We start from the raw sequence: 15,237 nt of genomic DNA, 5'->3' as shown, positions 1-15,237 counted from the left end.
AAAACCAAGTAGAAGAAAAAATGGAATCAGTAGCAGAACTTCTCAAATGGGTACTGGAAAACCTGAATTATTGGGTAGTCACTATTTTTATGGCTATCGAAAGTTCGTTTATACCTTTCCCTTCTGAAGCAGTAGTGCCACCGGCTGCATGGAAAGCCATGGCAGACGATAGTATGAACATAATCCTGGTCGTAGTCTTTGCAACCATAGGAGCCGACTTGGGAGCATTGGTCAATTACTACCTGGCAAAATGGCTTGGACGTCCTATCGTCTATAAATTTGCCAACAGCCGTTTTGGACACATGTGCCTGATTGATGAAGAAAAGGTACGCCATGCCGAAGAATATTTCCGCAAGCACGGTGCAGCCTCTACTTTCTTCGGACGATTGATACCGGCTGTACGCCAGCTTATCAGTATCCCCGCCGGACTGGCCGGAATGAAAATGGGACCATTCCTGCTCTACACTACCTTGGGAGCCGGAATCTGGAACGCAATATTGGCGACATTAGGATACCTGATATACCGCTTCACAGATCTGAAAACCACCAACGATGTTTATGTCATGGCAACCAAATACAGCCATGAAATAGGATATTGCATTCTGGCATTGGCTATTCTGGCAATAGCCTTCATTGCTTACAAAGGACTGAAAAAGAAGAGCCAGAAGAAATAACGACATCACAAGAATTCATCAAAAGAACGGGAGAAAATATAGTTAAAAGCTCTATTTTCTCCCGTTCTTTTATATTACGCAGTCAGCTCTTATCTCAATCCCCTAAACAAACAACTATGAGTCCTTCATTTTCCAAGCCACAATTTATCGGATAAGAGTAGCCGTTAACTAAAGGAACGACAAGGCATCAGTTATCCTTTTGACAACCTGCTTTCTGAAGGGAGAAAGAGATCTGAAAAGAAAGAAATGAATGCCTACTATCCTTCTAAAACTCCCCAGTTATCCCCAGTGAGTGCACCAGTTATTGCACTCACAGTGCAGTAGTCAGTGCACTCGCAGTGCAACAGTTGGTGCACTAACAGTGCAGTAAGCAGTGCACTGGAACAGCATAGTCGGCGCATTTGGAAAGCACAATTCAAAAAATAGTAAGCTGTATCTATTGTTTTCAGTCGCGGCCTTCCCCGTGTCTTTCCGTGGCATCCGTGCCTGAGGGGAAAAAAAGAATTCTGCGTGCATGCGGAGGGAAAACAAAAAAGCCCCTCCGGAACTCTCCGAAGGGGCTTCTACTAAAACGGCGACTACCTACTCTCCCACTGTTACGCAGTACCATCGGCGTGACCGGGCTTAACTTCTCTGTTCGGAATGGGAAGAGGTGGAACCCCGATGCTATAGTCACCTTAATAAGGTCGACATGATGTCTGAAAGTAAAACCATCAATTCTGAACGTATATAACGACTATCCTGTATCCTCTTTGAGACCTAAAAGTGAACGGGCAATTAGTAATGCTCGGCTTTGGTGTCGCCACCTTTACACCTGCATCCTATCAACGTCATCGTCTTTGACGACCCTAAGAAATCTAATCTTGTGGCTGGCTTCGTACTTAGATGCTTTCAGCACTTATCCAATCCCGACTTAGATACCCGGCAATGCACCTGGCGGCACAACCGGTAAACCAGAGGTCAGTCCAACACGGTCCTCTCGTACTAGTGTCAGAGCCACGCAAATTTCATACGCCCACGATAGATAGAGACCGAACTGTCTCACGACGTTCTGAACCCAGCTCGCGTGCCACTTTAATGGGCGAACAGCCCAACCCTTGGGACCTTCTCCAGCCCCAGGATGTGACGAGCCGACATCGAGGTGCCAAACCCCTCCGTCGATATGAGCTCTTGGGAGGGATCAGCCTGTTATCCCCGGAGTACCTTTTATCCTTTGAGCGATGTCCTTTCCATACAGAAACACCGGATCACTATGCTCTAGTTTCCTACCTGATCGACTTGTATGTCTCCCAGTCAAGCGCCCTTATGCCATTACACTCTGCGGACGGTTACCAATCGTCCTGAGGGCACCTTTAGAAGCCTCCGTTACGCTTTTGGAGGCGACCACCCCAGTCAAACTACCCACCAAACAGTGTCCTCCATCCAGGAGTTAGAACTCAAACAACCAAAGGGCCGTATTTCAACAGCGGCTCCACGATGACTGGCGTCACCGCTTCGATGCCTCCGGCCTATCCTACACATCAGTTGCCCAAATTCAATGTTAAGCTATAGTAAAGGTTCACGGGGTCTTTTCGTCCCATCGCGGGTAATCGGCATCTTCACCGATACTACAATTTCACTGAGCTCACGGTTGAGACAGCGTCCGGATCATTACACCATTCGTGCAGGTCGGAACTTACCCGACAAGGAATTTCGCTACCTTAGGACCGTTATAGTTACGGCCGCCGTTTACTGGGGCTTCAATTCAACGCTTCTCTTGCGATGACGTCTCCTCTTAACCTTCCAGCACCGGGCAGGTGTCAGGCTGTATACTTCATCTTTCAATTTCGCACAGCCCTGTGTTTTTGTTAAACAGTTGCCTGGACCTATTCTCTGCGCCTCAACTTCCATTGAGGACCCTTTATCCCGAAGTTACAGGGTCAGTTTGCCTAGTTCCTTAACCGTGATTCACTCAAGCGCCTTAGTATATTCAACCCGACTACGTGTGTCCGTTTGCGGTACGGGTACCATGCAAGTTAAGTTTAGCGGATTTTCTCGGCAGTATGTTTACCCACACTATTGACTTGTCCCGAAGGACGCGTCATACTTTCAGGTTCGATTCTTTCCGTGGATTTGCCTGCGGAAATCAACATCTACTCCCTTAAACCGGCTATTCCGTCAGCCGGCGGTGGTGTCACTCCTGCGTCCCCGCGTCACCCTGCATGGTAGTAACGGAATATTAACCGTTTCTGCCATCGGCGTCGCCGTTCGGCTGAGCCTTAGGACCCGACTTACCCTGATCCGATTAGCGTTGATCAGGAAACCTTAGTCTTTCGGCGGGCAGGTTTCTCGCCTGCCTTATCGTTACTTATACCTACATTTGCTTTTCCACACGCTCCAGAATACCTCACGGTACGCCTTCAACGCTGAGTGGAATGCTCCCCTACCGATGTATAAACATCCCAGAGCTTCGGTAGAATACTTATGCCCGATTATTATCCACGCCAAACTCCTCGACTAGTGAGCTGTTACGCACTCTTTAAATGAATGGCTGCTTCCAAGCCAACATCCTAGCTGTCTTAGCAATCTGACTTCGTTAGTTCAACTCAGTATTCATTTCGGGACCTTAGCTGCTGGTCCGGATTGTTCTCCTTTAGGACATGGACCTTAGCACCCATGCCCTCACTCCCGACATAGAACTGGCACGCATTCGGAGTTTGTCAAGACTTGATAGGCGGTGAAGCCCTCGCATCTTATCAGTCGCTCTACCTCATGCCAGTATAAGTCGAGGCTGCACCTAAATGCATTTCGGGGAGTACGAGCTATCTCCAAGTTTGATTAGCCTTTCACCCCCACCCTCAGTTCATCCAGAAGCTTTTCAACGCTTATTGGTGCGGTCCTCCAGCTGGTGTTACCCAGCCTTCAACCTGACCAAGGGTAGATCACTTGGTTTCGCGTCTGTTCCTTCCGACTATCCGCCCTGTTCAGACTCGCTTTCGCTTCGGCTGCAGGCCTCAAGGCCTTTAACCTTGCCGGAAATAACAACTCGTAGGTTCATTATGCAAAAGGCACGCCGTCACACCGAAAGGTGCTCCGACCGCTTGTAGGCGCACGGTTTCAGGAACTATTTCACTCTTCTGTTCGAAGTGCTTTTCACCTTTCCCTCACGGTACTGGTTCGCTATCGGTCTCTCGGGAGTATTTAGCCTTACCGGATGGTCCCGGCTGATTCACGCAGAATTCCTCGTGCTCCGCGCTACTCAGGATACCACTATGCTTCGTCTGACTTCATGTACGGGACTGTCACCTTCTGCGGTGCTACTTTCCAGAAGCTTCCATTCGTCAGATTTCTTGCAACGACGTGGTCCTACAACCCCTGTCATGCCGTAACATGGCAGGTTTAGGCTAGTCCCCGTTCGCTCGCCACTACTTGGGGAATCATTATTATTTTCTTTTCCTGCAGGTACTAAGATGTTTCAGTTCCCTGCGTTGGCCTCCATCATAAGGATGGATGGTATTCCTTCAGAATACCGGGTTGTCCCATTCGGAAATCCGCGGATCAAAGGTCATTTGCACCTACCCGCGGCTTATCGCAGCTTATCACGTCCTTCATCGCCTCCGAGAGCCAAGGCATCCGCCATGCGCCCTTGCTTACTTTTTTGTCTTATCGACACAGCAGTCGATATATACTTTCAGCTTTCAACTTTTACTTTCATTTTGTACATCATGTCATAGATCGTCGTGAATGAAGAATGAAGAATTATGAATGAAGAATCAAAATTCAGGCATCCCATCACATAAGTGGAGAATAACGGATTCGAACCGTTGACCCCCTGCTTGCAAAGCAGGTGCTCTAGCCAGCTGAGCTAATCCCCCAGTATATCTTCAGGTAGTCCCAGGCAGAGTTGAACTGCCGACCTCTACATTATCAGTGTAGCGCTCTAACCAACTGAGCTATAGGACTGTCAGTCTAACCCTCGCCTTTCGGCTCGGCTTCTACTTTTCTCGCAATATCGTAAAAACAATCACGCAGGTACAAGAGAACGGTAAGAGAACCATCCGAACTTCATCTTTCGGACGTCACTCCAGAAAGGAGGTGTTCCAGCCGCACCTTCCGGTACGGCTACCTTGTTACGACTTAGCCCCAATCACCGGTTTTACCCTAGGGCGCTCCTTGCGGTTACGCACTTCAGGTACCCCCGGCTTTCATGGCTTGACGGGCGGTGTGTACAAGGCCCGGGAACGTATTCACCGCGCCGTGGCTGATGCGCGATTACTAGCGAATCCAGCTTCGTGGAGTCGGGTTGCAGACTCCAGTCCGAACTGAGAGGGGTTTTGGAGATTGGCATCCTGTCGCCAGGTAGCGGCCTGCTGTACCCCCCATTGTAACACGTGTGTAGCCCCGGACGTAAGGGCCGTGCTGATTTGACGTCATCCCCTCCTTCCTCACATCTTACGACGGCAGTCTATCCAGAGTCCCCAGCATGACCTGATGGTAACTGGATATAAGGGTTGCGCTCGTTATGGCACTTAAGCCGACACCTCACGGCACGAGCTGACGACAACCATGCAGCACCTCCACAGCGGCGATTGCTCGCTTATCCGTTTCCGGATAATTCCGCTGCAGTTCAAGCCCGGGTAAGGTTCCTCGCGTATCATCGAATTAAACCACATGTTCCTCCGCTTGTGCGGGCCCCCGTCAATTCCTTTGAGTTTCACCGTTGCCGGCGTACTCCCCAGGTGGGACACTTAACGCTTTCGCTAAGCCGCTGACCGTATATCGCCAACAGCGAGTGTCCATCGTTTACTGTGTGGACTACCAGGGTATCTAATCCTGTTTGATACCCACACTTTCGAGCATCAGCGTCAGTTACAGTCCAGCAAGCTGCCTTCGCAATCGGAGTTCTTCGTGATATCTAAGCATTTCACCGCTACACCACGAATTCCGCCTGCCTATACTGTACTCAAGGCTTCCAGTATCAACTGCAATTTTACGGTTGAGCCGCAAACTTTCACAACTGACTTAAAAGCCCGCCTACGCTCCCTTTAAACCCAATAAATCCGGATAACGCTCGGATCCTCCGTATTACCGCGGCTGCTGGCACGGAGTTAGCCGATCCTTATTCATACGGTACATACAAACATCCACACGTGGATGACTTTATTCCCGTATAAAAGAAGTTTACAACCCATAGGGCAGTCTTCCTTCACGCTACTTGGCTGGTTCAGGCTCTCGCCCATTGACCAATATTCCTCACTGCTGCCTCCCGTAGGAGTTTGGACCGTGTCTCAGTTCCAATGTGGGGGACCTTCCTCTCAGAACCCCTATCCATCGTCGACTTGGTGGGCCGTTACCCCGCCAACTATCTAATGGAACGCATCCCCATCGCTGACCGGAATCCTTTAAAAGGATATCCATGCGGAAGTCCTTTGCTATCGGGTATTAATCTTTCTTTCGAAAGGCTATCCCCGAGTCAGCGGAAGGTTGGATACGTGTTACTCACCCGTGCGCCGGTCGCCACCAATTGAAGCAAACTTCAATCATGCTGCCCCTCGACTTGCATGTGTTAGGCCTGTAGCTAGCGTTCATCCTGAGCCAGGATCAAACTCTTCATTGTAAGAATATCTTTTGCGACAGTTACCTGTCGGCATTTGCTCTGTTCAGGACGACCGATTGATTTACCGAAGTTCTCAATTTTTCTCTTTCATTATATATATAAGGAAAGAGGATTGACGGTTCTTCTTTACCCGGAGAAATCTGATCTTTCAATCTTCATTTCTCCGCTCTTGTACTACGTATTGTTTATGTAATCTCTTCATAGATCGCTTCTTCTTGACGAAGGCTTTTCTTTCGGAAAGCGGATGCAAAGATAAGAACTTTATTTCATATCTTCCAAATTTTTTCGAAGTTTTTTTTCATTTTTCTTTTTCAGGGTTTCTTTGCGAAGCGTTGCTTGACAAAGATTGCCTTCCGGCTCACTTCCCTTGCAGAATGTAAGCAGAAAAAGATTTAAAACTGCGAATCGTTCGTTCCGCGTATCTCAGAATGTCATTTCGTCGCTGCTCTCGTTCTCGAAAGCGGGTGCAAAAGTAGTGGGTTTTTAATTATGCTCCAAATATATCACACAATTTTTTTCATCTTTTTGATGAAGTTTTTGCTAAATAACTGATTTAGAGATATGTTGTAGAACATGTTTTTATAGAAGGTATCGTAGGGAAAAGGAAAGGGGACACATTATATATTCACATGTGCGCGCGAGAGGGGAAAAAGAAGCAAAAAGGGGAGAAAAAGGGAAAGAGAGGGAAAAGATAGGGACGAAAAAGCGCAAAAGAAAGGGCAAAGAGGGGAAAAGAGAAAAGTAAAAGGTATATGAGAATAGTCCTAAAACAAGTTTGTTTTTATCTCCAGATACTTATTAATCACATCCACTGAAAGGTTCTCTGGAGTAGTCAACAATGAAAATATACCATGCTGTTTTAATGAAGATACGATTAACCGCTTCTCAAAAGCAAATTTTTCTGCTATCACATGCCGGTAATAATCTTCTGTAGAATGTGAAGAACTTGCTATATATTCATTCAACTCTACATCTTCAAAAAACACGACCAACAAACGATGCCGATGACTAAGCTGCTGCAGATAAGGCAATTGACGTTGCAAACTATCTAACCCTGAGAAGTTTGTATACAGCACCAACAAGCTACGCCTGTAAAGATGCTTATCAAGATGAACGCATAAAGAGGAAAAATCACTTTCAACAAAATCTGTCTGCTGATTATACAGGGCTTCTAACAGGACCTGCATTTGTCCCTGTCGTTTAGAAGCTGGGATAAAAGTATCGAAACGTTCATTGAATGTGGCAATGCCTGACATATCCTCCTTACGCATAGCAATATATGCAAGTACCAAAGCTGCATTGATGGCATAATCCAGAAGTGTCATTCCCCGGAAAGCCTGCTGCATCATTCGTCCTTTATCGATAATAGCATAGACAGACTGAGCACGTTCATCCTGATACACATTCACCATCAAACGATTGCGTCTTGCAGTAGCTTTCCAATTAATCATACGAAATTCATCACCTCTTACATAATCCTTAATCTGATCAAATTCAGTATGATGCCCTACCCTACGTATACGCTTGATGCCTTGATCGGTTAGCCGATTATCAATTGCAAGCAACTCATAATGATGTAACATCAGAAAAGAGGGATATACCTTTACCTGACAAGAATCGCCGCAAGTATAACGTCGCGCCAAAATACCAATCGGACTTGAAGCAAAAACACGAATGAAACCGAAATCATAAACACCCCGACAGACAGGATGCAAACTATAATCGATATTCTTACCCTCATGAGGCTGAAGGTACAAATGAAAGTTTACATCACGTTTCTGAAAGGCAAAAGGTATTTCGTCAATAACTTCTACTGATACCGTATAAGAATAAGAATTTTCAACACGAATAGAGATAGCATTGTCGTCACCATTGGAGAAACGGACAGGGCACTTCCTAAAAGCCTTTATACCACGAACGTGATAAAGCATCCACCCGTCAACGAGCAAGATTATTGCAAATAATAACAATGCCCACTGCCCAATTACAAACAATGGTGCAAAAACATATCCACCGCCCAACAACAAGACGATTAATACCAAAACTATATAAAAACGAGAAGTTAAAAACAAAATCTGAAACTATAAAATTATAAACAAAAAATTACTGAGGTACTTCTATCTGATCAATCAGTCTTTGGGTTATTTTCAAAGGCGTATAGCCCTCCATTTCTGCTTCAGCTGTCAGAATCAAGCGATGCTGAAGAACAGAAGGTGCCACAAACTTAATATCTTCCGGAGTTACAAAATCGCGTCCCTGCAACAAAGCATACGCTTTGGATGCCTGAAGCATGCAAACCGATGCACGCGGCGATGCACCAAGATAAATGGTTTTGGCTGTTCGAGTTCGTTGAACTATCTGTACAATATACTGCAACAAAGTACGGTCGACAAACACTTGTCCAAGCAAACTCCTTAACTCCAATAGTTCACTTTTAGATAGTACTGGCACCACCTCATCCAACTTCACTAATGAAGCATTAGCCTGATGACGTTCAAGCACTTCGAGTTCTTCTTCAGCAGACGGATATCCCATCGTTATTTTCATAAGGAAACGATCGAGTTGTGCCTCCGGAAGCTTATAAGTACCTTCTTGCTCAACTGGATTTTGAGTTGCGAGAATAGTATACAATTCTCCCATAGGATAAGTAACACCATCAATACTGGCCTGCCGTTCTTCCATTACCTCGAATAAAGCAGCCTGCGTTTTGGCTGGAGCACGATTGATTTCATCAACAAGCACAATATCGGCAAACGCAGGTCCACGATGAAAATCAAAACCTCCTGTCTGCATATTGAATACAGTAGTTCCCAATACATCGCTTGGCATCAAATCGGGAGTAAACTGAATACGGCTAAAGTCTGCATCAATCAACTTAGAGACCAAACGAGCCAACAAAGTCTTCGCCACTCCCGGTACCCCTTCTATCAACACATGTCCATTACCTAAAATAGCAGTCAGGACAAGATCGACAATCTGCTCCTGCCCCACCAATACAGAAGCAATTTGCTTTTTCAATTCTGCTATTTTTGCAGAAAAGAATGTAAGGTCAAGCCTATTTTCACTCATAACAAATTTCTGGTTATATCATTCATGTTATCAATCAATCGTTTCATTTGCTGCTCACTCACCTTTGCATTCTTGCCATACACTACACTACGTACTGTATGGACAAGGGTAGCTATTGATTCCTTATCTATACCCGTCCGCTTTGCTATTCGATCGAAAGATCGGATGTCTTCTTCCACTGCTTCCAAATCGACCTGCAACGAACGGCGCAGCATTTCAGCAAAATAAATATATTTTTTACGCACTAAATCCGCATGATCTTTCTTCTGAAAATACAGAGTTCCTATTAACTTAACGAACTCCAATGACTTGTTCAATGGAGGCCGTACAACCGGAATAGCACGCTGCCGACGACGAGCCGTAAAAAACATAAAAAGTACAACTCCTGTCAACGTCAGATACAACGCCCAGCGCAAAGGGCGATGAGCTAAAAGATATCTGAACGGCGATTGTTGTACTTGTGAAGTTTCATCCACATAAGCTTCGGTCCGAACCAATGGCAAACCTTTCATCTGCGAAAGAATTCGGAAAATATAAGCTGCATTATTTCCATCTACCACACCATAATTGGTAAAAAGCAAAGGAGTGGAAACTAAAATAATTTCTCCTTTCCCCACAGGAACAGATAATGCAACAGGGCTATACTGCAAGGTATCAGTCATCAAACCATCCACATTTTTACCTACCACTTCATGTTTTATTGCAAGTACGTCTGCATCTGCTGAATCGGCAGACAAAGTCGATGCACACAATTGAGGATAGAAATAATATGCCAAAGAGTCGCCTGGCGATGCTATCCAGATAAGACTGTCGCGAGCAAACAAAGAGACTGCTTGTTTTTTCAATGCATTAAAATAGAAATAAGAATAATTCCCATGCACCCTCAACGTGTCTTCCAGACGAGCCGGAAACAAATTACTCACCAACAGAACTTTATCTCCACGACTTGCCATAGAAAGTAAAGCTTCCACATCAACATCGGACAATGCAAGGTGCTCAGAAATAGCCAAAAAGCCTCTACGTTTTAATGTATCTTCAGAAGCCAACTGATAAAACGTCTTACGGGACAAAGTATACGTTTCAGAAGCCGAAACAGACACTAAGCTATCGAAAAGTGCACACCCAAAAGGCTGCTCATCATAATGGCCAAAAGTCGGACGCCAGACAAAACGTTTAGGCAAACGACACTCTATAGCGAACATCAACAACAGAAAAGCAACAATTCCTACAACAAACCAGTGCCTGCCTTTCATGTATCACCCCCTTTCTTCACCTCACCCTGTAAAGCACACATAGAGCGGAAAAGCATTTCGGTTGCTTCAAAATTGCCATAACGTACACGCAAAAAATGATCGGTCAAACGACTGAAAGCTCCCATACGCACCTCGTATATATATTGCGTAGGAGTTTTGTAAGGCTGCCAAACAATGCGCTCCTCATCATTCAGCAACTTCAACGTCTGTAAATAAAGCAAACGTACGGCTTCCCGATAATTTTCTGAAGTTACTGCATGCGATATAGCCTTTTCAAAATCAATGCCATATATTGTATCTTCCGAAACCTCATACGAAATATCTGTCTGAGAATATGAACGAAGAAATAATGAAGGACGTTTTTTATATATAAACCAAACTAAAAAAAGCAATAATAAAACAACCAGTACAATCAAAATGACTTCGCCATATTCACTCATTACCCGACTACCGAAAAGCTCTTGCAATAACTTCCCTATCTGACGACTCAGCCATTCCATAATATTTATATCAGGAGTAAGCAACTCCCGATTATAATAATATGAAGGATCTGCCTGCCAGGTATTCACCAAATCAATATTATAAGCCAAAGTATCGGTAGCCGAAGTATTCATCTATGCTTCAAGGCAAATTAAAGTTGGTCAAAATGATTAATGTCTTCCTCTATTCTTACACTATCCATTTTTTCTGCAGCATGACCATATTGATAAGCAAGGCCTACCAAATAGAATATCATAGCAAGATAAGCACCGAAAGCCTGAAGAACACCAAACAGATAAAGCATAAAGTTATAGCCGGCAGAAGTACCTATTCCATTACCCGCATCGCTTGCTATAAAAAATGTCTTTACCAATATAGATATGTACCAAGGCATTGTCGTTACTCCCTGCAATATACTTGCTAAAAAGCCCATCACAATAGCCATCAACACAACGCCACCCCATGTGGCAAAACCCAGACGAAAAGCTTTGCTAAATGCTTTCATCAGAGATATATCTTCAAACAAATAAATACTTCCCCACAACAACAATGGTGCTAATAGCAACAAACATACAAACAGCAGCAGAAAAACAAACAAAACCGAAAAGGACGATACCAAGGAAGCCAGTACGCCAATCACAAGTCCCATCAGAACCATCATAAATATCGCAAACAGAGTAAGCGAAAACAATCGCTTGAAATTACGATAAAGCAATGGTTTTAATTCTCCAAATTCGATTCCTGACAAACGCTGTTCACGTTCATTATAAAGCCTCATCAAGGTATATACCAAAGCCCCCAACAGATTGGTACCGATTAAGCTGATCAATAAAAGCAATCCATAATAAGAAACAAATGTAACCACTTGCCCCGAATCGGTAAACATTGCTTCAACCACAGCCGGATCAGCTGTTCCAAGCATCATTCCCATCAGTCCATTCATGCTTAAAGCCTGTATCAGACTAACAGGCAACAGCAAGTATGTGACATACTTTAACAGCACTTTCCAATTCTCTTTGATAAAATCAAATGTTGCATTCAGTTTATCGCCAAACGTACGCTGGACATACATTGCGATTTTAGGTTTCTGTGTTTCCATATCGTCTTCTGTTCGGTAAATAAATATAATAATAAAGTATAAATATCAGCGACAGTACTATAATACCCAGCCGCAAAGCATCAGGCAGATTAGTATGACGCGTTATAAATCCCTCAATAAAACCAGCCATCACAAAAACTGGAACAGTACCGACTACAATCTTTACTCCTCGCCGTGCTCCTCGACGAAAAGATTCAGTACGTGAATAAGTTCCGGGAAACAACCATCCTTTTCCCAAAGTTAATCCGGCAGCACCGGCAACAATAATAGCCCATATTTCCAGTGTCCCATGCAACCAGACTGCCAACGCAGACTCCCATAATAATCCATGCTGATAAAAGAAAGTCTGGAAAGCGCCCAACATTACACCGTTATTGAAAAGCATATATGCCGTGCCGAAGCTGGTCAACAATCCCATAGCAAAACAATTGAAAGCAACCATCACATTGTTCAACGTAATCCCCAGGAACATTGGTACCTCTGACGCACTGCCATATACTCCCATAGGATTACCTTCTGCGATGTTACTGAGCGTCATATCCACATAAGCATTTCCTAAAATAAGCCGAACAAAATCCGGATCGTTCGCTGCCGAAAGCACGCCAACGCCTACACTGACCATAAAAATCAATAAAGAAAGCCATAACTCCCGACGTGAATCATACATCGCACAAGGTATTTCACGAGTCCAGAACGTAAACAGACGTGACCATTTTTCACGTTTGTTCCGATAGATTCGGTTATGCAAAGCCGAGGACAAATTATTCAGATAAATTGTAATTCTTGAAGTAGGGAAATGAGTCTGAGAGAAAGCCAGATCTGCCGTCAGTCCAACATATACGTCAGCAAGCTGGTCAGGCGACACACGATCCGCCTGTTCTACCACCTTTTCGGCCTGCTTCCACCTTTCGATGTTCTGACGAATGAACGTTACTTCTTTCATGATTAACCAAGGACTTCTGCTGTGTGTTTTAACTCAAATCGGTAACAAAAATAAGAGAATAATGATATATTTGCAACGAGATACCTAAAATGTTTTATCGAAAATGGCAGAATCTACTATTATTACCGGACAATTCGTCCGAATCAGTCAAACGCCAGCCAGCATTGGCGAACGATTGGTAGCGCTGATTATCGACTACATCATCATTGGTGTTTATCTGTTAGGTGTCAGTAAACTGTATCTCAAAGTTCACCCTACCGACGAAATCTCGTATATCGTCCTCACTGTTACAATTTACTTACCTGTATTGTGCTATGCTTTTCTTTGGGAAGTATTCAATCAAGGACAAAGTCCTGGCAAGCGGTTAATGAACATACGTGTGGTCAAATCGGATGGATCAACGCCCAGTATCAGTTCGTACCTGTTACGCTGGCTACTGTTTCCTATAGATGCGTTCCTGACCGGAGGATTCGGACTTTTGTCCATACTACTGACGCATAACAAACAGCGCATAGGCGATCTTGCTGCAGGTACTATGGTCATAAGAGAAAAAAACTATCGTAAAATTCATGTAAGCCTTGACGAGTTTGATTACCTGCGTCAAGGCTATCGCCCTACATATCCTCAAGCTGCCAACCTTTCGTTAGAACAGATCAATGTCATCAGCCGTACATTGCAGTCAAACCAGAAAAACAGAGCACAACGGATGGAACAGCTGGCAATAAAAGTAAAGGAGTTGCTATCAGCAACTCCCCATGAAAACAACGCAGAAAAATTTCTGCAAACAATTCTTCGCGATTATCAATATTACGCCCTAGAAGAAATATAATTGATACCCGAAAAATGCGTATGGCAAATTATTCTCTACTTGCCAGACGCTGCTCGGCCAAATGCTCATATTTTGTGCCAGGACGCCCGTAATTGGCATACGGATAAATAGATATTCCTCCACGAGGAGTGAAGAAACCCGTTACTTCAATATACTTAGGATCCATCAAACGTATCAAATCCTTCATAATGATATTCACACAATCTTCGTGAAAAGCACCATGATTCCGAAAGCTGAAAAGATAAAGTTTCAGACTTTTGCTTTCTACCATTTTTATATCGGGAATATAAGAAATACGTATTTCTGCAAAATCGGGTTGTCCTGTAATAGGACATAAGCTGGTAAACTCCGGGCAATTGAAGCGAACCCAGTAATCATTATCTGGATGTTTATTGTCAAAAGCCTCCAGCACTTCAGGAGCATAATCCTGCTTATATTCAGTCTTCCGTCCCAAAAGAGACAATTGGTCTTTCAATTCGGTCATAACAACAGATTTTTATAATAATATGATAAACTATAAAACAGTAATAAAAGATAATGGCTTATTTACGGGAATTCAAGTATTTCTCCAGTCCCTCACGACGTAATTTACAAGCCGGACAATGACTACATCCGTCTCCAGGAATACCATTGTAACACGTAAGAGTATCGTGACGAACCAAGTCAAGTACCCCTAATTCATCGGCCAAAGCCCATGTTTCTGCCTTATCAATCCACATCAAAGGTGTATGAATGACAAACTGCTCATCCATTGCCAGATTCAACGTCACATTCAACGATTTAATGAAAGCGTCGCGACAATCAGGATAACCACTGAAATCTGTTTGCGATACACCTGTTACAAGATGATTAATGCCACGTTCACGAGCATAAACAGCTGCAATGCTTAAGAAAAACAAATTACGTCCTGGTACAAAAGTATTCGGGAAAGTATCGGCCGGTTTTTCACTATCCATCGTCATGGAAGGATCAGTCAGTGAATTATGCCCCAACCGACCGATAAACGATACATCCATTACATCAAATTCTACCTCAGCTTTACGAGCTATTTCACGCGCCAGCTCCACTTCTTTCTGGTGCTTCTGTCCGTACAGGAAACTTAGCGCATACACTTTCTTAAATTCACGTTTTGCCCAGAACAGACAAGTAGTTGAGTCCTGCCCACCACTGAACACGACCAATGCACTTTCTTTATTCATCTTTTTAGTAATAAATATTAGAAATCTTTTATAACAATACAGACAAGAGGACTTTGTGTACCAAAGCTTTAAACAACTTTGTTTTGAAAAAGATT

Annotated in this window: 10 protein-coding genes, 2 tRNA genes, 3 rRNA genes and 1 pseudogene; 3 read left to right on the top strand and 13 right to left on the bottom strand. The window is 44.1% G+C overall.

Going from position 1 to position 15,237, the window contains the following annotated elements; genetic code table 11:
* Positions 1-20 precede the first annotated feature (20 nt).
* A complete protein-coding gene (locus BQ5591_RS09715; RefSeq protein WP_071149148.1) occupies positions 21-674 on the top strand; it encodes a DedA family protein in 654 nt (217 codons plus the stop codon).
* A 569-nt stretch (positions 675-1,243) separates the two neighbouring features.
* Here BQ5591_RS09715 and rrf read toward each other — a convergent pair.
* From rrf to BQ5591_RS09660, 11 genes are all read right to left on the bottom strand, one after another.
* Positions 1,244-1,354 (bottom strand): 5S ribosomal RNA (rrf, locus tag BQ5591_RS09710).
* A gap of 77 nt (positions 1,355-1,431) precedes the next feature.
* A 23S ribosomal RNA gene (locus BQ5591_RS09705) occupies positions 1,432-4,313 on the bottom strand.
* Between the two features lie 141 nt (positions 4,314-4,454).
* Positions 4,455-4,528: transfer RNA gene (locus BQ5591_RS09700), tRNA-Ala, on the bottom strand.
* 14 nt (positions 4,529-4,542) lie between these two features.
* A tRNA-Ile gene (locus BQ5591_RS09695) sits at positions 4,543-4,616 on the bottom strand.
* 125 nt (positions 4,617-4,741) lie between these two features.
* Positions 4,742-6,270 (bottom strand): 16S ribosomal RNA (locus tag BQ5591_RS09690).
* The 16S, 23S and 5S rRNA genes sit together here with 2 tRNA genes alongside, the layout of an rRNA operon.
* Before the next feature lie 764 nt (positions 6,271-7,034).
* Positions 7,035-8,342, bottom strand: a complete 1,308-nt coding sequence (locus BQ5591_RS09685; RefSeq protein ID WP_071149147.1) for a DUF58 domain-containing protein — start codon at positions 8,340-8,342, stop codon at positions 7,035-7,037.
* 31 nt (positions 8,343-8,373) lie between these two features.
* Entirely contained in the window at positions 8,374-9,339 is a 966-nt protein-coding gene (locus tag BQ5591_RS09680) for an AAA family ATPase (RefSeq protein ID WP_071149146.1), read from the bottom strand.
* Positions 9,336-10,592 (bottom strand): DUF4350 domain-containing protein, encoded by a 1,257-nt coding sequence (locus BQ5591_RS09675; protein WP_071149145.1) that lies wholly within the window; start codon positions 10,590-10,592, stop codon positions 9,336-9,338. Before BQ5591_RS09675 ends, BQ5591_RS09680 begins: the two co-directional genes overlap by 4 nt.
* Positions 10,589-11,206 carry a DUF4129 domain-containing protein gene (locus BQ5591_RS09670; protein ID WP_071149144.1) on the bottom strand — a complete coding sequence of 206 codons (618 nt, stop codon included), beginning with the start codon at positions 11,204-11,206 and terminating at the stop codon, positions 10,589-10,591. The genes BQ5591_RS09675 and BQ5591_RS09670 overlap by 4 nt, the downstream gene beginning before the upstream one ends.
* A gap of 17 nt (positions 11,207-11,223) precedes the next feature.
* Positions 11,224-12,171 (bottom strand): hypothetical protein, encoded by a 948-nt coding sequence (locus BQ5591_RS09665; RefSeq protein WP_071149143.1) that lies wholly within the window; start codon positions 12,169-12,171, stop codon positions 11,224-11,226.
* On the bottom strand, positions 12,152-13,114 hold the full coding sequence (locus tag BQ5591_RS09660) for a stage II sporulation protein M (RefSeq protein WP_071149142.1): 963 nt from the start codon (positions 13,112-13,114) through the stop codon (positions 12,152-12,154). The genes BQ5591_RS09665 and BQ5591_RS09660 overlap by 20 nt, the downstream gene beginning before the upstream one ends.
* A gap of 103 nt (positions 13,115-13,217) precedes the next feature.
* On the opposite strand from BQ5591_RS09660, the pseudogene BQ5591_RS22175 reads away from it, so the two are divergent.
* Positions 13,218-13,335, top strand: a pseudogene (locus BQ5591_RS22175) (RDD family protein); the annotation flags it as partial.
* Complete coding sequence (locus BQ5591_RS09655; protein WP_394331807.1) at positions 13,314-13,943, top strand: RDD family protein; 630 nt, start codon at positions 13,314-13,316, stop codon at positions 13,941-13,943. The pseudogene BQ5591_RS22175 and the gene BQ5591_RS09655, both read left to right, overlap by 22 nt.
* A gap of 28 nt (positions 13,944-13,971) precedes the next feature.
* Here the strand turns inward: BQ5591_RS09655 and queF are convergent, their stop codons facing one another.
* Complete coding sequence (gene queF, locus BQ5591_RS09650; protein ID WP_022164277.1) at positions 13,972-14,427, bottom strand: preQ(1) synthase; 456 nt, start codon at positions 14,425-14,427, stop codon at positions 13,972-13,974.
* A 58-nt stretch (positions 14,428-14,485) separates the two neighbouring features.
* The gene (gene queC, locus BQ5591_RS09645; RefSeq protein ID WP_071149140.1) at positions 14,486-15,142 is read right to left on the bottom strand and encodes a 7-cyano-7-deazaguanine synthase QueC; all 657 of its coding nucleotides are present in this window, start codon (positions 15,140-15,142) and stop codon (positions 14,486-14,488) included.
* Positions 15,143-15,237: the final 95 nt, after the last annotated feature.

The organism is Bacteroides ndongoniae, from assembly GCF_900108345.1.
GTDB lineage: Bacteria > Bacteroidota > Bacteroidia > Bacteroidales > Bacteroidaceae > Bacteroides > Bacteroides ndongoniae.
This window is presented reverse-complemented; position numbering and strand designations above follow the sequence as displayed.

Excerpts from the sequence above, each read along its gene's own strand:
- BQ5591_RS09715 (WP_071149148.1), top strand. The coding sequence starts at position 21 with ATGGAATCAGTAGCAGAACTTCTCAAATGGGTACTGGAAAACCTGAAT.
- BQ5591_RS09680 (WP_071149146.1), bottom strand. The coding sequence starts at position 9,339 with ATGAGTGAAAATAGGCTTGACCTTACATTCTTTTCTGCAAAAATAGCA.
- BQ5591_RS09675 (WP_071149145.1), bottom strand. The coding sequence starts at position 10,592 with ATGAAAGGCAGGCACTGGTTTGTTGTAGGAATTGTTGCTTTTCTGTTG.
- BQ5591_RS09670 (WP_071149144.1), bottom strand. The coding sequence starts at position 11,206 with ATGAATACTTCGGCTACCGATACTTTGGCTTATAATATTGATTTGGTG.
- BQ5591_RS09665 (WP_071149143.1), bottom strand. The coding sequence starts at position 12,171 with ATGGAAACACAGAAACCTAAAATCGCAATGTATGTCCAGCGTACGTTT.
- BQ5591_RS09660 (WP_071149142.1), bottom strand. The coding sequence starts at position 13,114 with ATGAAAGAAGTAACGTTCATTCGTCAGAACATCGAAAGGTGGAAGCAG.
- queF (WP_022164277.1), bottom strand. The coding sequence starts at position 14,427 with ATGACCGAATTGAAAGACCAATTGTCTCTTTTGGGACGGAAGACTGAA.
- queC (WP_071149140.1), bottom strand. The coding sequence starts at position 15,142 with ATGAATAAAGAAAGTGCATTGGTCGTGTTCAGTGGTGGGCAGGACTCA.